Raw genomic sequence first — 20,195 nt, 5'->3', positions numbered from 1 at the left:
ACCTCCCGGAGCAGAGCCGCGGAGACCCTGGTCCAGGAGGTGGTGCGCCCCTGCCCGGGCGCCACTGGTGGGGCGCGTTCGGCGGTGGCGGTGCCGCCGTGCGCTCCGTTCGGGCTATGCCCTGGCTCTGCCGGGGGGAGGGCCCGGACTCGGCCGGCGGGGCTCGGCCCTGTGTCTCGGCAGCGGCTCCGTGTCTTCTGGTGCCCACCCGGTCTTCTGGTGCCCACCCGACACCATCGGTCGTACGATCGCCTGATCCGATCGGGGGACGCGTCCGCCCTGCTCCGCCGGGATCGTCGCAGAGCGTGAACTAGGCTCTGGAGACGACCCGCCCCAAGGCCCGGCGGGCCGGTGTGCGCAGTGGGACGGGAGCGTGGCCCGTGACGGATCAGGCCGTGGAGTCAGGCGGCGGCGAGCTGTCGGGGAGCGACCGGCGTCCCGCCGCCGCAGGCCGTCAATTCCTCGGCCGAACACGGGAGTTGAAGGAACTCCGCGCCGACATAGAGCGTGCGGGCCTCGACACCCTTTCCGGCCGCAAGGCGCCCCGCGCGCGGGTGCTGCTCATCGCCGGCCGACCAGGTTTCGGCCGCACCGCCCTCGCCGAGGAACTGGTGCGCGAGGTCGCGGACCGTTACGAGGACGGGGTACTGCGCGCCCGCCTCAGCGAGCCCGACGGCACCCCCGTACCGACCGAGCGCACGGCCCGCGAACTACTGAGCGCCCTTGACCTGCCCACGACGCCCGGCGCCGCCGAGGACGAGCTGGGCCAAGCGGTACGCGAAGCCCTCGCGGGGCGTCGCGTACTCCTCCTGCTCGACGACGCGACGTCCGCCGAGCAGGTCGACGCGCTGCTGCCGGACACGCCCGACTGCCTCGTCGTCGCCGTCTCCGAGGGACCGCTGACCGGCATCACGGGCGTCCGCCCCTGCACCCTGGGCGGCCTCGACACCAAGTCCGCCCTGGAGCTGCTCACCCGGTACACCGGCTCGGTGCGCATCACCGTCGACCCGCGCGCCGCCGAAGGGCTCGTCGAGGAGTGCGCGGGCCAGCCCGCCGCGCTCGTCCTCGTCGGCGGCTGGCTCGCCGCCCACCCCAAGGCCGCCGTCGCCGACGTGGCCAAACAGCTGCGCGCCGGATCCGACGAGGGCGCGCCGCTGACGCGCGCCTTCCGGTTCTCCTACGCGGGTCTGCCGAGCCCCGCCCAGCGGATACTGCGACTGCTCTCGCTCGCCCCCGCCGGCCTCGTCGATCCGCACACCGCCTCCGCGCTGGCCGGCTGCTCGGTGCAGGACGCCGGCACCGCCCTGGACGACTTCGCCGCCCTCGGCTTCCTGCGGCCCCTCGGGTCCCCACTGCCCCAGTACGTGGTCCCCGGCTGTCTGCTGCCCCTGCTGCGCGGACTCACCGAGAGCCAGGACCGCCCGGCCGAGCTCCAGCTGGCCCGCGCCAGGATGCTGGAGCGCACCGTACGGCTGTTGCAGTCCTGCCGCGCGATCACCGAGACCGACAGTCCGCAGGCCCGGGAGAAGCTGGCCGGCCTGCCCCGGACCCTGCGCTTCCCGAGCCCCCGGGCGGCCGAGGAGTGGCTGCGCGTCCGGCAGCCCGCGCTACTGGCCGCGGCCCGGCTCGCGGTCGCCGACGGCGAGCTGGACACCCTGGCCCGCCGCCTCATGGCCGCGCTGGTCAGGGCCCTGGTCGCGCACTTCGGCACCCGGGCCGCCGCGCCCGAGCTGTACCGCATCCACCGGCTCGTCCTCGACGTCGCCGAGCGCCGCGGCCTGCACCGCGAGAAGGCGGCGGCCCTGCTGAACCTCGCGGACCTGGACGCGCAGACCGGCCGTACGACGGAGGCGCTGGCCCGCTACCGGGCCGCGCTGGACGCCGGACGGGAGGCGAACGACCCGTATGCGACGGGCCGCGCGATGGAATCCGTAGGCGGCGCCCACCAGGAACTGGGCGACTACGACCGGGCCGCCGACTGGTACGGCCGGGCGCTGGCCCAGCGGCTCGCCCGCGACGAGCGCGCGGACGCCGCCCGGCTCTACGGCCGCATCGCCACCGCCCACACCTACGCGGGCCGCTACGGCGAGGCGCTGCGCAACTGGCGCGCGGCGGTCGCCGGGCACCGCAAGAACGGCGATGTGGCCGCCCAGGCAAGGGCCTTGAGCGAGCTGGCCCGCGTCCAGGAGTACGCGGGCCGGCCCGAGGAGTCGCTGCGCACCTGCCAGGACGCGGTCGAGTGGGCGCGGCGCGCCGAGGACGTACGGCTGCAGGCGGCGCTGCAACTCAGGCTGGCCGACACCCTGGAGCGCCTCGGGGACCCGGCGGCCGCGCGTCTGCACCGTGGGGCGGCCGAGCGCATGCTGGGCGACGAGCTCCAGGAGAACGCATCGGACCCGGAACACGACGCTAACGCCTACGAAATCCGCAGTACATCCGGCGAGGATTAGTGCATTGAAAGGCTAGACAGCTCCTAATCCTTCATTAGACTGGCTCCGCCGCCGGTTCTCCTGCGGTGTCTCCCTATGCGTTCCGATGCATCCGGGTATGACATGCAATGACCGGGCTTGCACTGCCCCGGCGTGCACAGCCCAAGAACCCTCTGAGCCAAGGACCGTGATCGACGTGAAGGTCGGCATCCCCCGCGAGGTCAAGAACAACGAGTTCCGGGTGGCCATCACCCCCGCCGGTGTGCACGAGCTGGTGCGCAACGGCCACCAGGTCGTCGTCGAGCGGAACGCCGGTGTCGGCTCCTCGATCCCGGACGACGAGTACATCGCCGCCGGTGCGCAGATCCTGGAGACCGCCGATGAGGTCTGGGCCGCCGCCGACCTGCTGCTGAAGGTCAAGGAGCCCGTCGCCGAGGAGTACCACCGGCTCCGCAAGGACCAGATCCTCTTCACCTACCTGCACCTGGCCGCCTCCAAGGAGTGCACGGACGCCCTGCTGGAGTCCGGCACCACGGCGATCGCGTACGAGACGGTCGAACTGTCGAACCGCGCGCTCCCGCTGCTCGCCCCGATGTCCGAGGTCGCGGGCCGCCTGGCCCCGCAGGTCGGCGCCTACCACCTGATGCGCGCGGCCGGCGGCCGCGGTGTGCTGCCCGGCGGCGTCCCCGGCGTGCCGGCCGCCAAGGCCGTGGTCATCGGCGGCGGTGTCTCCGGCTGGAACGCCGCCCAGATCGCCATCGGCATGGGCTTCCACGTGACCCTGCTCGACCGGGACATCAACAAGCTCAAGGAGGCCGACAAGATCTTCGGCACGAAGATCCAGACCGTCGTCTCCAACGCCTTCGAGCTGGAGAAGGCCTGCCTCGACGCCGACCTCGTCATCGGCGCCGTCCTCATCCCGGGCGCCAAGGCCCCGAAGCTGGTCACCAACGAGCTGGTCTCCCGGATGAAGGCCGGAAGTGTCCTTGTCGACATTGCGATCGACCAGGGCGGCTGCTTCGAGGACTCCCGCCCGACCACGCACGCCGAGCCGACCTTCAAGGTCCACGAGTCGGTTTTCTACTGCGTCGCCAACATGCCCGGCGCCGTCCCCAACACCTCCACCTACGCGCTGACGAACGCCACGCTGCCCTACATCGTGGAGCTCGCCAACCGCGGCTGGGTCGACGCGCTGCGCCGCGACGCCGCGCTGGCCAGGGGCCTCAACACCCATGACGGCAAGGTGGTTTACAAGGAGGTCGCCGAGGCGCACGGCCTGGAGCACGTGGAGCTGGAGTCCCTGCTCGGCTAGGCCGACCACCGGCCCGGGTTCGAATTCCCGGTGCCACAAGGCGATAGGTCAACTCGCCTCGTCAACGCCACGCACCCGGCCGGACCTTGCCCGACAAGGTCCGGCCGGATGTGTGCATGGTCACTTTGCGACACTCGTTCAACTCGCCTCGAACGCAACCCTTCCACCGTTTCGTACACCGGTGAAACATGGCGAACGGCGCCCGGACACCCTTGACAGCGGGATGTTTCATTGCCGACACATCGGGCCGGGTCCGGCGGATTGTGTTGCTGCGGACCGCCGACACGCCATAGAGTCGCCAACCGTCGGCATGGTGCCACGCTGACCTATCTAGAAGTTTCCTGGTCACCAAGGAGGTAAGACGACTTGTGAATGAGTCGACATTTACTCCCGGGGGTGGTCAACCAGGAATGCCTGCGCGGGGCACGGGCCCCACGGGGCTCGAGGCTGTCGGCTCCGTCGCTGTCCGCACCTTCGCAGCCCACCAGAGCCAGAGCCCCCAGCAGGCTCAGACAGCACACCAGAGCATGGATGGCCAACACGTGAACGCCATGGCCGGCGACGGAAGTGGCCGGGTCCACAACCACTTCGCCGACTACGACGAACTGCCCGACGGGCACTTCTACGACCCGGACGCCGAATACGAGCCCGACCCCGAGTACGCTGCCACGCTCGCGCCCGACGCGGCCCGCCAGCGCCGTGAGCGCATCGGCCCGACGGGCCGCCCGCTGCCGTACTTCCCGATCCCGGGACCGCTGACGAACCACGGTCCCGCGACGATCATCGCGATGTGCAACCAGAAGGGCGGCGTCGGCAAGACGACGTCGACCATCAACCTGGGTGCCGCGCTCGCGGAGTACGGGCGCCGGGTGCTGCTCGTCGACTTCGACCCGCAGGGCGCGCTGTCGGTGGGCCTCGGCGTCAACCCCATGGAGCTCGACCTCACCGTCTACAACCTGCTCATGGAGCGGGGCATGTCCGCGGACGAGGTCCTGCTGAAGACCGCGGTCCCGAACATGGACCTGCTGCCGAGCAACATCGACCTGTCGGCAGCCGAGGTCCAGCTGGTGTCGGAGGTCGCGCGCGAGTCGACGCTCCAGCGGGCGCTCAAGCCGCTGATGGACGACTACGACTACATCGTCATCGACTGTCAGCCCTCGCTGGGTCTGCTCACCGTGAACGCCCTCACGGCGGCGCACAAGGTGATCGTGCCGCTGGAGTGCGAGTTCTTCGCCCTCCGTGGCGTGGCGCTGCTGACGGAGACCATCGAGAAGGTCCAGGAGCGGCTCAACCCCGAGCTGGAGCTCGACGGCATCCTCGCCACGATGTACGACTCCCGGACCGTGCACAGCCGTGAGGTGCTCGCGCGGGTCGTCGAGGCGTTCGACGATCACGTCTACCACACGGTGATCGGCCGGACCGTGCGCTTCCCGGAGACCACCGTCGCCGGTGAACCGATCACCACGTACGCCTCCAACTCCGTCGGTGCCGCCGCCTACCGCCAGCTCGCCAGGGAGGTGCTCGCCCGGTGTCACGCCGAGTGAGTCTGCCGGGGGCCGACGAACTGTTCCGTACCACCGGGGGAATGGCGCTCCAGGCGTCCACTCCCAGGCGCCAGGCCAACGGCGAGGCCCGGGTGCCGGCTCCCGCGGGCGAGGGCGACGCGACGGCCCAGGCGGAGGACGCACCACCGTCGGTGCCCGTGCAGGGCGGCGACGGGGAGGGCGACGAGCACGTCGCGGCGGATGTCGCGGAGGCGGAGGCCGGGGAGTCCCGGATGCGGTCGGCCACCGCGGAGCGGTCGCCCGTGCGGCGTCAGGCGGCGCAGGAAGGTTCTGCCGGTTCTGCGGTTTCCGCCGGGGCCACCGCGGCTTCGAACGCGGCTCAGCCGCGCAAGCGGGGGCGTGCGGCCGGGCGGCGGCCCAGCGGGCGGGAGCGACACGACGAGAAGATCACCGTGTACGTGTCCGCGGAGGAGCTGATGGACCTCGAGCACGCGCGTCTCGTGCTGCGGGGTGAGCACGGGCTCGCGGTCGACCGCGGGCGGATCGTGCGGGAGGCTGTCGCCGTGGTGCTGGCGGATCTGGAGTCCCGGGGGGACGCCAGCATCCTCGTGCGTCGGCTTCGGGGGCGGTAAGCAGGTAGCCTGCGACGGCTATGACCTCGTACGACGGCTCTGTCTCCGCTAACGGTTCCTCCGGCTCCGCCGGGCGGCGCCGGGTGCTGGGACGTGGGCCTGGGGCTGCGCCGGCTGAAGCCACTGCGCCTCCCGCGGAGACGGAGCCTGTTTCGCCTGCGGCGGAGAGCCTGTCCGTGGCTGAGGAGAGTTCGTCGCCTGCGGCTGGTCGGCCGTTGTACCCACCCTCCCCCAAGCTCCCGACTTCGCTCGGGCAGGGGGGACCCCCATCGCCCGGCGGAACGACTGCCCACAACGCGGGCGGAGCTGTAGACGTACCGCCCGTTGCCGAGCCCGAGCCCGAGCCCCAATCGGAACCCGAACCCGAATCCGAGCCCGCATCGGAAGCCGTGTCCGAGGCCGAGGTGGAAGCCTCGTCCGCTGAGAGTGGTGACGGGGTCTTCAAGGTTCGGCTGGCCAACTTCGAGGGGCCCTTCGATCTCCTCCTCCAGCTGATCTCGAAGCACAAACTCGACGTCACCGAGGTCGCGCTGTCCAAGGTGACCGATGAGTTCATGGCGCACATCCGGGCCATGGGGCCGGACTGGGACCTCGACCAGACGACCGAGTTCCTCGTCGTCGCCGCGACGCTGCTCGATCTCAAGGCCGCGCGGCTGCTGCCCGCCGCCGAGGTCGAGGACGAGGCCGACCTCGCACTGCTCGAAGCCCGGGACCTGCTGTTCGCGCGGCTCCTCCAGTACCGCGCGTACAAACAGATCGCCGAGATCTTCAACCGGCGCACCGACGACGAGGCCCGGCGCTACCCCCGTACCGTCGGCCTGGAACCCCAGCACGCCGAGCTGCTTCCCGAGGTCGTCATCAGCATCGGTCCGGAGGGGTTCGCGAAGCTCGCCGTCAAGGCGATGCAGCCCAAGCCCAAACCGCAGGTGTACGTCGACCACATCCACGCCCCGCTCGTCAGCGTGCAGGAGCAGGCCGGGATCGTCGTGGCGCGGCTGCGGGAACTCGGCGAGGCCAGCTTCCGCCTGCTGGTCGAGGACACCGACGACACCCTGACCGTCGTCGCGCGCTTCCTCGCGCTGCTGGAGCTGTACCGGGAGAAGGCCGTGGCACTGGAGCAGGAGGCCGCCCTCGGTGAGCTGCTGGTGCGCTGGACCGGCGGGGAAGGGGACCAGGCGCCGATGGTCACGGACGAGTTCGACCGGCCGCCCGAGGAGCCCAAGGAGGAGAAGAAGGCGTGAGCGAGCAGACCACTGAGCTACCGGCGGGGCTGAGCACCGTCGCCGACCTCGACCTCAAGCCCGCCCTGGAGGCCGTCCTGATGGTCGTGGACGAGCCCGCCTCCGAGGAGCACCTGGCGAAGATCCTGGAGCGGCCCCGGCGGCAGATCGCCGACGCCCTGCGGGAGCTCGCCGACGAGTACACGGTGCAGGGCCGCGGGTTCGAGCTGCGGTTCGTCGCGGGCGGCTGGCGCTTCTACACCCGGGCCGCCTACGCCCCCGCCGTGGAGCGCTTCGTGCTCGACGGCCAGCAGGCCCGGCTCACCCAGGCCGCCCTGGAGACCCTGGCGGTGGTCGCGTACCGTCAGCCGGTCAGCCGCAGCCGCGTCTCGGCGGTCCGCGGAGTGAACTGCGACGGGGTCATGCGCACCCTCCTCCAGCGCGGTCTTGTCGAGGAGGCGGGCACGGAACCCGAAACAGGTGCGATCCTGTACAGGACGACGAACTACTTCCTGGAGCGGATGGGCCTGCGCGGCCTGGACGAGCTTCCGGAGCTCGCGCCCTTCCTCCCGGAGGCGGAGGCGATCGAGGGGGAGACCCAGGAGGGGGTTCCGTCGTTCGACCCGGACGCTCCCGATGCTCCGGGCTCGGACGGCGATCACACGACGAACACGACGACGGAACTTTGATGCGAAGCAGCGGCAGCGGTAAGAGCGGCGGGCGCGGTAACTACCGCGGTGCCGGCAACGACAGGGACCAGAAGCAGGGTCAGGGCCGGCCCCGCAAGCCCCGCCCCGAGGAGCGCCGCTACGACGTGGGCCCCGGCGCCTCCCAGGACGGGCCGAAGTCCGGGCGCGGCGGCTCCGCGCGGGGTGGCGCCAAGGGCGGTCCGAAGCAGTCCCAGCAGCGCGGCGGCGGCCGTACGGCCCCGGCGCGCTCCCGTGAGTACGAGGCACGGGCGGAGGAGCGCAACCGCGAGCGGTACGCCGGCAAGAAGGACATCAAGCTGCCCAAGACCTTCCCCGGCGCCGAGCAGGAGGGCGAGCGGCTGCAGAAGGTGCTCGCGCGTGCCGGTTACGGCTCCCGGCGCGCCTGCGAGGAACTGATCGAGCAGGCCAGGGTCGAGGTGAACGGCGAGATCGTCACCGAGCAGGGCCTGCGGGTCGACCCGGAGAAGGACGAGATCAGGGTCGACGGGCTGACCGTGGCCACGCAGTCGTACCAGTTCTTCTCGCTGAACAAGCCCGCCGGTGTCGTCTCCACCATGGAGGACCCGGAGGGACGCCAGTGCCTCGGCGACTACGTCACCAACCGCGAGACCCGGCTCTTCCACGTCGGCCGTCTCGACACGGAGACCGAGGGCGTCATCCTGCTCACCAACCACGGCGAGCTGGCACACCGGCTGACCCACCCCAAGTACGGCGTGAAGAAGACCTACCTCGCGCACATCGTGGGTCCGATCCCGCGCGACCTGGGGAAGAAGCTCAAGGACGGCATCCAGCTGGAGGACGGGTACGCGCGCGCGGACCACTTCCGGGTGGTCGAGCAGACCGGCAAGAACTACCTCGTCGAGGTGACGCTCCACGAGGGCCGCAAGCACATCGTGCGCCGCATGCTGGCCGAGGCCGGCTTCCCGGTCGACAAGCTGGTGCGGGTCGCCTTCGGGCCGATCACCCTCGGCGACCAGAAGTCCGGCTGGCTGCGCCGCCTGTCGAACACGGAGGTCGGGATGCTGATGAAGGAAGTCGACCTCTAGTCACACCTCCGGCTCCACCTGAGCGGCCCGGTTCCCGTTTCGACGGGAGCCGGGCCGCCCTGTTGTGCGCGACCACCGCGACTGTTTATAGTCAATACGACTATTAAGGCGGTGAGGGTATGCAGGGCTACGACAAGTACGCGTTCGAACCTTTCGCCGTCACCGTCGACCTCGCCGTCCTCACCATCCGTGCGGGCGCGCTGCATGTGCTGCTCGTGGAGCGGGGGCAGGAGCCGTACGCCGGACGGTGGGCGCTGCCCGGGGGCTTCGTGCTGCCGGACGAGTCCGCCGAGACGGCCGCCCGGCGCGAGCTCGCCGAGGAGACCGGCCTGGACGACGTCTCCGGGCTCCACCTGGAGCAGTTGCGCACCTACAGCGAGCCCGGCCGTGACCCCCGGATGCGGGTGGTCTCCGTCGCCTTCGCCGCGCTGCTGCCGGACGCGCCCGAACCGCACGGCGGCGGCGACGCGGCCCAGGCGTGCTGGCTGCCGTACGACAGCGCCGGGCCGCTCGCCTTCGACCACGACCGGATCCTCGCCGACGCCCACGAACGCGTCGGGGCCAAGCTCGAGTACACCTGCCTCGCCACGGCCTTCTGCCCGCCCGAGTTCACGCTGGGCGAGTTGCAGCAGGTCTACGAGACCGTGTGGGGCACCGCGCTCGACCGGCCCAACTTCCGGCGCAAAGTCCTCGCCACACCCGGCTTCGTCGAACAGGTCCCGGGCGCCGCCCGGCTGACCGGCGGCCGTGGCAAGCCCGCCGCGCTCTACCGCGCGGGCGGCGCCACCGCCCTGCACCCGCCCCTGCTCCGCCCCACCACGGAAGGACGGCCCTCATGACCACCACGGCCCTCGCCAGGCGCGCCGCCACCGGATCCCTCCTCGGGCTCGCCCTCGGCGACGCGCTCGGCTTCCCGACCGAGTTCAACGACGTGCCCTCGATCCTCGCCAAGTGCGGGCCCTGGCGGGAGATGGCGCTGCCGAGGCCGGCGATCGTCACCGACGACACGCAGATGACGCTGGCGCTCGGGCGCGGGCTGCGGACGGCCATGGACCGTGGGCTCCTGGCACCGAAGCGGATGGAACGGCCGGTGCGCGAGGAGTTCGTCGACTGGTACCAGTCCCCGGACAACAACCGGGCGCCCGGCCGGACGTGCCTGGTCGCCTGCAACCTGCTGAAGGACGAGGGCCGTCCCTGGCAGCAGGCGAGCCAGATCGACTCAAAGGGCTGCGGCGCCAACATGCGCGTCGCACCCCTCGGGCTCGTCCCCGGGCTGAGCGACGAACAGCGGGCCGGTGCCGCCCAGTTGCAGGCCGCGCTCACTCACGGCCACCCCACGGCGCTTGCCGCGTCCGACCTGACCGCCCGCGCGGTACGCCTGCTCGTGCAGGGTGCCGAGCCGGCGCGCCTGGTGGGGCTGCTGCGGTCGTACGCGCACGAGAACCGCAGCCGGTACCACGAGCGGTGGCTCGGCGATCTGTGGACGCGTGCCCAGGACCCCACGCCGGAGCACTTCATCGCGCGCGGCTGGGACGAGTGCCTGGACGTCCTCGACCGCCTCCAGGAGGCCGTGGGGACCGTTTCACCCGAGGACGATCCGTGTCTGGCGACCGGCGCGGGATGGATCGCGGAGGAGGCCCTCGCCACCGGTCTCCTGTGCTTCCTGCTCTTCCCCGACGAGCCCGTCACCGCCTTGCGCCGGGCCGCCTGCACCTCCGGCGACTCGGACTCGATCGCCTGCCTGACGGGTGCCTTCGCGGGAGCCCACCTCGGCGCCGAGGTCTGGCCGCGGGAGTGGGCGGACCGGATCGAGTACGGGGGCGAGCTGCAGGCGCTCGGAGCGCTCTGGGACGCGTGACGCGGGCGCTCACGGCAGGCTGATCGTGTCTCCCTTCACCCTGATCGTCTGGTAGGGCAGGGGGCGCGTCGCCGGGCCGTGGGCCACCGAGCCGTCGTCGACGTGGAACCTGCTGCCGTGGCAGGGGCAGTCGATCGTGCCGTCCGCGACCTTGTTCACCAGGCACCCCTGGTGCGTGCAGACCGCCGAGAAGGCGTGGAACTCGCCCTTCGCCGGCTGGGTCACCACGACCTTCTGCTCCTTGAAGATTCTGCCGCCGCCGACCGGGATGTCGCTCGTCTTCGCCAGCACACGGCCGCCCGACGTACCGCCGGCCGAGCCGGACGCGCCGGCGGACGTGGACGGTGTGGACGGCGTCGCGGAGCCGCCGCTCTCGTTGCCGTCGCCGTACTTGCTGCACCCGGCCACGAGCACAGCCGCGCCCGTGACGAGAAGCGTGCGTCGCGTCGAGCGGATCGTCATGTCGTCACCCCGAACGTGCGGAAGAACCAGAGGGCGGAGGTCAGCCAGATGGCGGTGAGAACGGTGAAGACGAGGCCGCCGACGAACGGCAGCAGCCAACCGGGCAGTCGCTCCATGCGAAGCAGGAGCATTTTGGCACTGAATGTCCCGAAGAAGAAGCAGCCCAGGAGCGAGTGCCACAGCACGCGCGGCGAGTACGTCTGACAGCCCAGCGCATACAGGCAGTGCACCGCGACCGGCACCGCCACCAGGAACGCCACTCGCCCCGACCAGCGGTGCAGCACCGGTGCCCAGCTCGGTCCCGGCAGCTTCCCGTAGATCATGAACGCCGAGACGACCTGGACCACCGCGAAGAAGAACGCGGTCGTCGCGAGCCATGACTTCACCGCGCCCGTACTGCTGAAGCCGGCCAGGTTGAAGGCGGTACCGGCCGGATCGTGCGCCCTCCCGTAGACGCCGAGGGCGACGGCGACCGCCGCCGCGACCAGCGCGGGGACGACGAAGCGAGCCCCGCCGGGACGCCGGTGGGCGGGGTGCGGGGAGGGAAATCCCTGGGTGGCGGCGTTCGGGTCCACGGTCATGGGACGCTCCCGGTGGAAGGCGGCAGAGGGTCAGGGGGCCACGGGGCGGGCCGTGAGCCGGCGGCCGTCGACCGTCACCACGCCCGTCGACGGATCGATCGCGGGTGCCGCCGAGGGCTTTCCGTCGCGGGCGAGGATGCCGACCTGCCTGCCACTCGGGAGCACGATCCAGCCGCCGACTAGCTTCGCGCCGCGCACGGTGGCGGTCGCGCGGTACAGCCCCGACGGCTTGACCGCCTTGTCGGCGGTGAAGCCGTGGCGCGCCCCGCCCACATCCACGGTGCCGCGGATCCGTTCGCCCGCCGTGAGCGTGCCGGTCAGCTCGGCGCCGTCGCGCCCGGTGAGCTTCATGGTGCCGTCGGCCTTGACATCGCCCTTCAGCCACGACTCCTTGTTCCGGCCGTCGCAGAAGTAGGCGATCGCCCGGCCGTCGCGCAGGGAGACGGCGACCGAGGCGGAGTCGTCGTCCGTACGGCCCGCGTACCCGGCGTCGGGCACCGGGCCGGTGGACGGGGACGGGGACTGGCTCGGTGGGGGAGCGGTGCGCGTGGCCGGCGGGCTCGCGGACGCCGGGGCCGCCGGGGCCGCGGGGGACTCCTCGCCGTAGGAGGACGCACCCCTCGTCCCGGTGGTGGCGTTCAGCGCCAGCAGGAACAGGGCGAACAGCAGTCCCGCGACAAGGGTGAGCAACGGTCCGGAGCGCTTCATGCGGGCCTCCCCCGAGGCGAGCCTGCTGCCATGAGAGCGGACCGGTGCCCCGGCGTCCAGGGGCGCACGGAGGCGTTCTCATCCCGGCGCGGGGCCGTCTCGTCAGGCGGGCGGCGCGCACCGGTGTGTCCGGGGCTGACTAGGCTGGTGTGACCAGACGTTTCAGTGGATCAGCGAGGAGCAGCACCGTGGCGGTACGAGCGGTCCGGGGGGCCGTCCAACTCGAACGGGACGAGGCCGGACACATGGACGAGCGGGTCGGCGCCCTGCTCACCGCCATCCTGGAGCGGAACGACCTCACCGGCGACGACCTGATCAGCATCTGGTTCACCGCCACGCCCGACCTGCGCAGCGACTTCCCGGCGGCCGCCGCCCGCAACCTCGGCATCGTCGACGTGCCGTTGATCTGCGCCCAGGAACTGGACATCCAGGGCGCGATGCCCCGGGTCGTCCGGGTCCTCGCCCACATCGAGTCCGACAAGCCCCGCGCCGACATCGCGCACGTCTACCTCGGTGCCGCGGCCGCCCTCCGCAAGGACATCGCCCAGTGAGAAGCGCACTCGTCATCGGTACGGGGCTGATCGGCACATCGGCCGCCCTGGCACTCGCCGCGCGCGGGGTCACCGTGCACCTCTGCGACCACGACCCCGAGCAGGCCCGTACGGCGGCCGCGCTCGGCGCCGGCACCGACGAGACGCCCGAGGGGCCCGTCGACCTGGTGATCGTCGCGGCTCCGCCCGCGTATGTGGCCGCCGCGCTCGCCGACGCCATGCGGCGCGGCCTCGGCCGCGGCTACCTCGACGTGGCCAGCGTCAAGGGCGGCCCGCGCCGCGAGCTGGAGGCCATGGGCCTCGACCTCACCGCGTACATCGGCACGCACCCCATGTCGGGCCGCGAGAAGTCCGGGCCGCTGGCGGCCACCGGCGACCTCTTCGAGGGACGCCCGTGGGTGCTCACCCCGACCCGGGACACGGACACCGAGGTGCTGAACCTCGCCCTGGAGCTGGTCTCGCACTGCCGGGCCGTGCCGGTCGTCATGGACGCCGACGCCCACGACCGGTCCGTCGCTCTGGTCTCCCACATGCCGCACCTGGTCTCCAACATGGTCGCCGCGCGCCTTCAGCACGCCGAGGAGTCGGCGGTGCGACTGAGCGGGCAGGGCATCCGGGACGTGACCCGGATCGCGGCCTCCGAACCCGGGATGTGGATCGACATCCTGTCCGCCAACCCGGGTCCGGTCGCCGACCTGCTCTCCGAGGTCGCCGCCGACCTCGACAAGACCGTACGGGCCCTGCGCGCCCTCCAGTCCTCCGACGAGGCCAAGCGGCGCGAGGGCTCCGACGGCATCGAGGACGTGCTGCGCCGCGGCAAGGCCGGCCAGGTCCGGGTGCCCGGCAAGCACGGGACCGCTCCGCGGGTCTACGAGGTCGTGGCGGTGCTGATCAACGACCAGCCGGGTCAGCTGGCCCGTATCTTCGCGGACGCGGGCATGGCGGGCGTCAACATCGAGGACGTACGCATCGAGCACGCGACCGGGCAGCAGGCGGGTCTGGTCCAGCTGACCGTGGAGCCGAAGGCGGTGCCCGTGCTGACGGCGGCGCTGCGGGAGCGGGGCTGGGCGATCCGGCAGTAGCGGGCGGCGCTGTGGCCGCCCCTGGGGGCCGCCGCCCCCGGACCCCGGGCGGCCCGAACGGCCTCGTCCTCGAACGCCGGACAGGCCGCCTGTTGCCGACCGGCATCCGGAAGCCGCCGGGCGGCAGGCTCACGCGCGGCCGGACGAGTGACGCGCACCCAGTAACCTTGTGCGGGGCGCCCCGCGTCCCGCCCACACCCACCACCCCGCACCAGGAAGGTGTCCCCACGTGGAAAACGGCGCCGCCAGGACCGCCCCGGCAGTGATTGTCGCCATCGACGGCCCCTCCGGCACGGGCAAGTCGAGCACCTCGAAGGCCGTGGCCGTGGAGCTCGGGCTGAGCTACCTGGACACCGGCGCCCAGTACCGGGCGATCACGTGGTGGATGGTGAACAACGGCATCGACATAACGGACCCCACGGCGATCGCGGCGGTGGCGGGCAAGCCGGAGATCGTCTCCGGCACCGACCCGGCCGCGCCCACCATCACCGTGGACGGCACGGACGTCTCCGGCCCGATCCGCACCCAGGAGGTCACCTCCAAGGTCAGCGCGGTCAGCGCGGTGCCCGAGGTGCGCGCCCGGATCACCGAGCTGCAGCGCTCCCTCGCCGCCGCCGCGGAGACCGGCATCGTCGTCGAGGGCCGCGACATCGGCACGACCGTGCTGCCCGACGCCGACCTGAAGATCTTCCTCACCGCCTCCCCGGAGGCGCGCGCCGCCCGCCGCAGCGGTGAGCTGAAGGGCGCGGACATCCACACCACCCGCGAGGCGCTGATCAAGCGGGACGCGGCCGACTCCAACCGCAAGACGTCCCCGCTCGCGAAGGCGGACGACGCGGTCGAGGTGGACACCACCGACCTCACTCTCAAGCAGGTCATCGAGTGTGTCGTCACCCTTGTCGAGGAGAAGCGGGCGGCGAAGTGACCGAGGTGCCTTCGGTGCGCGGCGCCGAGGTCGGGCGGCGCATCGGCGTCGGCCTGATGTACGGGCTGTGGAAGCCGCGCGTCCTGGGCGCCTGGAAGGTCCCGGCGACCGGCCCGGCGATCCTCGCGGTCAACCACTCCCACAACATCGACGGCCCCATGGTCATGGGAGTCGCTCCCCGGCCGACGCACTTCCTGATCAAGAAGGAGGCGTTCGTCGGCCCGCTGGACCCCTTCCTGCTCGGCATCGGGCAGCTGAAGGTGGACCGGGAGTCCACCGACCGCACGGCCATCACCCGGGCGCTCGGCGTCCTGGAGAACGGCGGTGTACTCGGGATCTTCCCCGAGGGCACCCGCGGCGAGGGCGACTTCGCCTCGCTGCGCGCCGGGCTCGCGTACTTCGCGGTCCGCAGCGGCGCTCCGGTCGTTCCGGTCGCGGTGCTGGGGACGGCCGGGCGGGATGGGCGGGGGAATTCGGTGCGGCGCGGACGGTTGATAAAGGGGCTGCCTCCGCTGCGCAGCCGTGTCGACGTGGTCTTCGGTGACCCGTTCGAGGCGGGCGACGGCACCGGTCGGCGTACGCGCAAGGCACTGGACGAGGCGACCGTGCGCATCCAGAAGCAGCTCACCGCGCACCTGGAAAACGCCAGGCGCCTCACCGGGCGCTAGGCGACACTTGAGTAGTGGATCACCGTGAGACGCGGTGCTCCACCGATCACCACGATGAACGAGGTACGGACTTCATGAACGACCAGATCCAGCCCGACGGCTCGGCCGCGCACGAGTACGAGCACGGGGCGCTCGGCGACGCCGAGTACGCGGAGTTCATGGAGCTCGCCGCGGAAGAGGGCTTCGACCTGGAGGACGTCGAGGGCGCCATCGAGGAGGCCGGACACGGTCCGCTGCCGGTCCTCGCCGTCGTCGGCCGCCCCAATGTCGGCAAGTCGACTCTGGTGAACCGCATCATCGGCCGCCGCGAGGCGGTCGTCGAGGACAAGCCCGGCGTCACCCGCGACCGCGTCACCTACGAGGCCGAGTGGGCGGGCCGCCGCTTCAAGGTCGTCGACACCGGCGGCTGGGAGCAGGACGTCCTCGGTATCGACGCCTCCGTGGCCGCCCAGGCCGAGTACGCGATCGAGGCGGCCGACGCGGTCGTCTTCGTCGTCGACGCCAAGGTCGGCGCCACTGACACCGACGAGGCGGTCGTCCGCCTGCTGCGCAAGGCCGGCAAGCCCGTGGTGCTGTGCGCCAACAAGGTCGACGGCCCGAGCGGCGAGGCCGACGCGGCCTACCTGTGGAACCTCGGCCTCGGCGAGCCCCACCCCGTCTCGGCCCTCCACGGCCGCGGCACCGGCGACATGCTGGACGCCGTCCTGGAGGCCCTGCCCGAGGCGCCCGCCCAGGCCTTCGGCGCGGCGATCGGCGGACCGCGCCGCGTCGCTCTGATCGGCCGCCCGAACGTCGGCAAGTCCTCGCTGCTGAACAAGGTCGCGGGCGAGGAGCGCGTCGTCGTCAACGAACTCGCCGGCACCACCCGTGACCCGGTCGACGAGCTGATCGAACTCGGCGGCAAGACCTGGAAGTTCGTCGACACGGCCGGTATCCGCAAGCGGGTCCACCTCCAGCAGGGCGCCGACTACTACGCCTCGCTGCGTACCGCGGCCGCTGTGGAGAAGGCCGAGGTCGCCGTCGTGCTGATCGACACCACCGAGAGCATTTCGGTCCAGGACCAGCGCATCGTCACCATGGCGGTGGAGGCGGGCCGCGCGCTCGTCCTCGCCTACAACAAGTGGGACACCCTCGACGAGGAGCGCCGCTACTACCTGGAGCGGGAGATCGAGACAGAGCTCGGCCAGGTCGCCTGGGCTCCGCGTGTGAACGTCTCGGCGCGCACCGGTCGGCACATGGAGAAGCTGGTCCCGGCGATCGAGACCGCGCTGGAGGGCTGGGAGACCCGGGTTCCGACGGGCCGGCTCAACGCCTTCCTCGGTGAACTGGTCGCCGCGCACCCGCACCCGGTCCGTGGCGGCAAGCAGCCGCGCATCCTCTTCGGCACGCAGGCGGGCACCAAGCCGCCGCGGTTCGTGCTCTTCGCCTCCGGCTTCATCGAGGCGGGCTACCGCCGGTTCATCGAGCGGCGGCTGCGCGAGGAGTTCGGCTTCGAGGGCACGCCGATCCATATCTCCGTCCGGGTGCGCGAGAAGCGCGGCAAGAAGAAGTGACGTAAGGGACAGCGCGCTTGAGGAAAGGGCGGCCTCCATGGTGGGGGCCGCCCCTTTTCTTTCGCCTCCGGGGCGCCCCAGCCCGCGTCCTGCTCACAGCCCCCTGCGCGGTGCGGGCGGCAGCGCCGGGACGTGCTGCATCCCTCTGGCGTGCCGCGCCACCTGCTGCCAGACGGTGGCCGCCGTGGCCGTGTGCCCGTGCTGGGCGGCCAGATGGCCCGTCGCGTGCTGGGGGGTGCCGGGGCGTGTGCCATACGTCCCGGCGTCGTACGAGGCCGTGCGGTGCGGGGAGTTGGCGAAGGCGACGAAGCCCAGGTCCTCCTCGTTGCTGCGGTCGCCCGGGTAGGCCCGGAAGGACCTGACGTACTCGGAGTAGAGCGCGTCGTAGATCGGCGTGGCGGACGAGCCGCCCGAAAGGTCCTGGGCCGCTCGCCCGGAAGGGGCGGGCTGATAGGACTGGCGGCGGGGGACGTCATATGCATGCACGTAGATGCCAACGACCCCGCCGCCCAAGGGATGCGGTCGATTAGTCCGCTTCGGCGGGACGCATGCCGTGATGGGCGGTGCGCCCCGTCAGGGGCGCGGGGCGGTGAGGTGGTGTGGCTCCGCCGCGTGGGCGCGCTCGGTCACAGCGGACCCGCGCCCGATCCACCACAGTCGACCGGCACTTGGCGAACGGCCCCGGCAAAGGCTCAGGTGCCCGCCAGAGGCAAGGCGGCAGCCACGAGCTTCCCGTTGGCCGCCGCCTTGTCCAACGCGTCGCGCAGCAGATCCTCTCGCGGCTGGCGGCCGATCGACCCCACCGGTGCTGCGAACATCAGCACCTGCTGGTGCTTGTTGGCGGCCGCCCGCCATCCATCGGTGACCTGGAGCGGCTGGTGCGCCTGCCACCAGGCGACCGGCTGCCCGCCGCCCGCCCCGGGCTGCAGCACGGCGTGCAGCTGGCCCATGGCGAGCAGCACCGACCAGCCGTGCAGCACGGACGGCACCGAGGCGATCTCGGTCAGCGGCATGAAGCCCTGCTCGATGAGCAGGGGCAGGAAGTCGTCGCCGATGCCGGTCGTGCCCGGGCGCACGATCGGCGCGGTCGGCTCCACGACGAGCGCCGGGTGCAACTCCCCGGCGATCAGGACCAGTCCGCTGGTGACGCCCAGCACCGCCTGCTCGGGGACGCCCGTGGCGATCCCCTCCTCGGCGGCGATGGAGCGGACGGCGCCCTGCAACTGCTCCTCGGTGACCTGGACGACCTGGGAGGGCAGGCAGGTGGCATGGGCGAAGGCGAGGACGGCGGTCTCGTCCCCGACGAACAGGACGGTGCTGGTGCGCTCCTGATCGGAGTCGCCCGGGGTGCGGCAGGACGTGCAGTCGTAACTGCCCGGGGCGTTCTCTCCGGCGAGCAGCCGGTCGGCTTCTTCGTCGCCGATCTCGGCGCGTACGGCGTCACTGACGTCGAGCATGCGCGGCACGGGTGGCTCCCTCGGGATGCGGTGCGTGACGGTGCCGGGTGGCTCCCGGCCCATGAGTCCGGGGGTCCCCGGCTCATGAAGATGACAACGGGCGATCTGTGGCCGGAGTCACGCCCGGAAGCGAACGGAATCGAACCGACCGGCGCGGAGTGTGACCCTGTGTGCGGAATCCGTCACTCCTCGCCAACTTGTTGGGCGGTGAAGGAAGTTGGTTGCGTGAAGTGACTCACATGCGGCCGGGTCGGGTGGTCGACATATCCGGAAATCAGCGAATGAAATGGGTGGCTGAAAATCGCCGATACCTCAGGTAACGGCGAACTGGCCTGGAATGACAAGGAGTTGGTTGATATCGGGTGGTCGGGCTGCCTAGATTCCTCCGCCGTGTGCAACGAGCACCGCCCGGGTACGTCCACCGGCCGCGCCGCACAGCCGGCGCGCAGCACCACTTCCGGTGGACGGGGCGGCGCGCGACGACCGCGTATCCCACGCGGGCCGGCGCGCCCCGCCTTGGGGGACCTCGGGTCAGTGGAGAGGGAATTACATGTCCGAATGTGCCGATAACACCCGTAAGGCCCGTACGACCCGTACGACGGCGGTCCTCGCCGGCGCGGCGCTGCTCGCCCCGCTCGGACTGCTCGCCGCGACCGGCAACGCCGCCGCGGCCGACGGCGGAGTGTGGGACCGCATCGCCCAGTGCGAGAGCGGCGGGAACTGGCACATCAACACCGGCAACGGCTACTACGGAGGACTGCAGTTCTCCGCGGGCACCTGGCGGGCCTACGGCGGCACGGCGTACGCGCCCACCGCCGACAAGGCCTCCAGGGAGGCGCAGATCGCCGTCGCCACCAAGGTCCAGCACGCGCAGGGGTGGGGCGCATGGCCCGTCTGCTCGGGGCGTGCCGGAGCCTACGGGAGCGCGCCCGCCGGGTCGGGCGCGGGGACGGCCGAGAGCTCGTCGGCCCACTCGTCCTCGGCCTCCGTCACCACCAAGTCCACCCCGTCGAAGCAGTCGTCGAAGGCGCCGGAGCGCTCGACGGGACAGCCGAGTCGCAGTGCCTCCCACGGCGACTACACCGTCCGCAGCGGTGACACCCTCAGCGGCATCGCCGAGCGGCACGGGACCACCTGGCAGGAGCTGTACGCGCGCAACAAGGCGGTCATCGGCGGCGATCCCGATCTGATCGTGCCCGGGCAGCGGCTCGACGTCTGACCGAGCTCCTCCCGCGGGCCCTGACATCGCGATCGGACGTCAGGGCCCTGCTCGGACACGGGGTCCCGCCCGGTCGGCCGACCGGGCGGGACCCCGGCGCGCATGGGTCCGGTCGCGGGCGGATGACCGAGGCCCCGCAGACGAAGCACGAACACTTCGCGCGACTGCTCGACGACATCGCGGACAAGAAGCCGGTCTTCCGCTGTGCCAAGGCCGCGGTGCGGGCGGAGCGGACACAGGCCGTCCCTCCTTGCGGACCGTAGCTGTCCGCAAGGGC

General features: G+C 71.7%; 21 protein-coding genes. 16 read left to right on the top strand and 5 right to left on the bottom strand.

What is annotated here, in order from left to right:
- The first annotated feature begins 380 nt into the window (after positions 1–380).
- The 9 genes from Q2K21_RS24550 (at position 381) to Q2K21_RS24510 (ending at position 10,712) form a co-directional block, all read left to right on the top strand.
- Positions 381–2,450 carry a tetratricopeptide repeat protein gene (locus Q2K21_RS24550; RefSeq protein WP_310775072.1) on the top strand — a complete coding sequence of 690 codons (2,070 nt, stop codon included), beginning with the start codon at positions 381–383 and terminating at the stop codon, positions 2,448–2,450.
- A 166-nt stretch (positions 2,451–2,616) separates the two neighbouring features.
- Positions 2,617–3,741 (top strand): alanine dehydrogenase, encoded by a 1,125-nt coding sequence (ald, locus tag Q2K21_RS24545; protein ID WP_310775070.1) that lies wholly within the window; start codon positions 2,617–2,619, stop codon positions 3,739–3,741.
- A 410-nt stretch (positions 3,742–4,151) separates the two neighbouring features.
- Positions 4,152–5,285 carry a ParA family protein gene (locus Q2K21_RS24540; protein ID WP_310775068.1) on the top strand — a complete coding sequence of 378 codons (1,134 nt, stop codon included), beginning with the start codon at positions 4,152–4,154 and terminating at the stop codon, positions 5,283–5,285.
- Entirely contained in the window at positions 5,270–5,878 is a 609-nt protein-coding gene (locus tag Q2K21_RS24535) for a hypothetical protein (protein ID WP_310775066.1), read from the top strand. The genes Q2K21_RS24540 and Q2K21_RS24535 overlap by 16 nt, the downstream gene beginning before the upstream one ends.
- A 20-nt stretch (positions 5,879–5,898) precedes the next feature.
- Positions 5,899–7,119: a segregation and condensation protein A gene (locus Q2K21_RS24530; protein ID WP_310775064.1), complete on the top strand. Its 1,221-nt coding sequence runs from the start codon at positions 5,899–5,901 to the stop codon at positions 7,117–7,119.
- Entirely contained in the window at positions 7,116–7,787 is a 672-nt protein-coding gene (scpB, locus tag Q2K21_RS24525) for an SMC-Scp complex subunit ScpB (RefSeq protein ID WP_310775062.1), read from the top strand. Before Q2K21_RS24530 ends, scpB begins: the two co-directional genes overlap by 4 nt.
- On the top strand, positions 7,787–8,854 hold the full coding sequence (locus Q2K21_RS24520; RefSeq protein ID WP_310775060.1) for a pseudouridine synthase: 1,068 nt from the start codon (positions 7,787–7,789) through the stop codon (positions 8,852–8,854). Before scpB ends, Q2K21_RS24520 begins: the two co-directional genes overlap by 1 nt.
- A gap of 119 nt (positions 8,855–8,973) precedes the next feature.
- Entirely contained in the window at positions 8,974–9,693 is a 720-nt protein-coding gene (locus Q2K21_RS24515) for an NUDIX hydrolase (RefSeq protein ID WP_310775058.1), read from the top strand.
- Positions 9,690–10,712 (top strand): ADP-ribosylglycohydrolase family protein, encoded by a 1,023-nt coding sequence (locus tag Q2K21_RS24510; RefSeq protein WP_310775056.1) that lies wholly within the window; start codon positions 9,690–9,692, stop codon positions 10,710–10,712. The genes Q2K21_RS24515 and Q2K21_RS24510 overlap by 4 nt, the downstream gene beginning before the upstream one ends.
- A gap of 9 nt (positions 10,713–10,721) precedes the next feature.
- On the opposite strand, the gene Q2K21_RS24505 is transcribed toward Q2K21_RS24510, so the two are convergent.
- Genes Q2K21_RS24505 through Q2K21_RS24495 form a run of 3 tightly spaced genes read right to left on the bottom strand, consistent with a single transcriptional unit; the run spans position 10,722 to position 12,463 of the window.
- Entirely contained in the window at positions 10,722–11,174 is a 453-nt protein-coding gene (locus Q2K21_RS24505; protein WP_310775054.1) for a Rieske (2Fe-2S) protein, read from the bottom strand.
- Positions 11,171–11,755, bottom strand: coding sequence for a DUF6529 family protein (locus Q2K21_RS24500; protein WP_310775052.1), 585 nt, complete (start codon positions 11,753–11,755; stop codon positions 11,171–11,173). The genes Q2K21_RS24505 and Q2K21_RS24500 overlap by 4 nt, the downstream gene beginning before the upstream one ends.
- A gap of 30 nt (positions 11,756–11,785) precedes the next feature.
- The gene (locus Q2K21_RS24495) at positions 11,786–12,463 is read right to left on the bottom strand and encodes a hypothetical protein (protein ID WP_310775050.1); all 678 of its coding nucleotides are present in this window, start codon (positions 12,461–12,463) and stop codon (positions 11,786–11,788) included.
- Between the two features lie 188 nt (positions 12,464–12,651).
- On the opposite strand from Q2K21_RS24495, the gene aroH reads away from it, so the two are divergent.
- From aroH to der, 5 genes are all read left to right on the top strand, one after another.
- Positions 12,652–13,014: a chorismate mutase gene (aroH, locus tag Q2K21_RS24490; RefSeq protein WP_310775048.1), complete on the top strand. Its 363-nt coding sequence runs from the start codon at positions 12,652–12,654 to the stop codon at positions 13,012–13,014.
- Positions 13,011–14,096: a prephenate dehydrogenase gene (locus Q2K21_RS24485; protein WP_310775046.1), complete on the top strand. Its 1,086-nt coding sequence runs from the start codon at positions 13,011–13,013 to the stop codon at positions 14,094–14,096. Before aroH ends, Q2K21_RS24485 begins: the two co-directional genes overlap by 4 nt.
- Before the next feature lie 229 nt (positions 14,097–14,325).
- Positions 14,326–15,021: a (d)CMP kinase gene (gene cmk, locus Q2K21_RS24480; RefSeq protein WP_310775044.1), complete on the top strand. Its 696-nt coding sequence runs from the start codon at positions 14,326–14,328 to the stop codon at positions 15,019–15,021.
- Positions 15,018–15,689 (top strand): lysophospholipid acyltransferase family protein, encoded by a 672-nt coding sequence (locus Q2K21_RS24475; protein ID WP_310775042.1) that lies wholly within the window; start codon positions 15,018–15,020, stop codon positions 15,687–15,689. Before cmk ends, Q2K21_RS24475 begins: the two co-directional genes overlap by 4 nt.
- Positions 15,690–15,763: 74 nt before the next feature.
- On the top strand, positions 15,764–17,242 hold the full coding sequence (gene der, locus Q2K21_RS24470; protein WP_310775040.1) for a ribosome biogenesis GTPase Der: 1,479 nt from the start codon (positions 15,764–15,766) through the stop codon (positions 17,240–17,242).
- Between the two features lie 93 nt (positions 17,243–17,335).
- Here the strand turns inward: der and Q2K21_RS24465 are convergent, their stop codons facing one another.
- The gene (locus Q2K21_RS24465) at positions 17,336–17,728 is read right to left on the bottom strand and encodes a hypothetical protein (protein ID WP_310775038.1); all 393 of its coding nucleotides are present in this window, start codon (positions 17,726–17,728) and stop codon (positions 17,336–17,338) included.
- A gap of 206 nt (positions 17,729–17,934) precedes the next feature.
- Positions 17,935–18,708 carry a hypothetical protein gene (locus Q2K21_RS24460; protein WP_310775036.1) on the bottom strand — a complete coding sequence of 258 codons (774 nt, stop codon included), beginning with the start codon at positions 18,706–18,708 and terminating at the stop codon, positions 17,935–17,937.
- A gap of 541 nt (positions 18,709–19,249) precedes the next feature.
- On the opposite strand from Q2K21_RS24460, the gene Q2K21_RS24455 reads away from it, so the two are divergent.
- A complete protein-coding gene (locus tag Q2K21_RS24455) occupies positions 19,250–19,918 on the top strand; it encodes a LysM peptidoglycan-binding domain-containing protein (RefSeq protein WP_310775034.1) in 669 nt (222 codons plus the stop codon).
- 122 nt (positions 19,919–20,040) lie between these two features.
- Positions 20,041–20,181 carry a hypothetical protein gene (locus tag Q2K21_RS24450; protein ID WP_310775033.1) on the top strand — a complete coding sequence of 47 codons (141 nt, stop codon included), beginning with the start codon at positions 20,041–20,043 and terminating at the stop codon, positions 20,179–20,181.
- Positions 20,182–20,195: the final 14 nt, after the last annotated feature.

This window comes from Streptomyces sp. CGMCC 4.7035 (assembly GCF_031583065.1).
In the GTDB taxonomy this organism is placed as follows: Bacteria; Actinomycetota; Actinomycetes; order Streptomycetales; family Streptomycetaceae; genus Streptomyces; species Streptomyces yaanensis.
The sequence above is the reverse complement of the archived record's forward strand: the minus strand, read 5'-3'. Positions and strand labels throughout refer to the sequence as shown.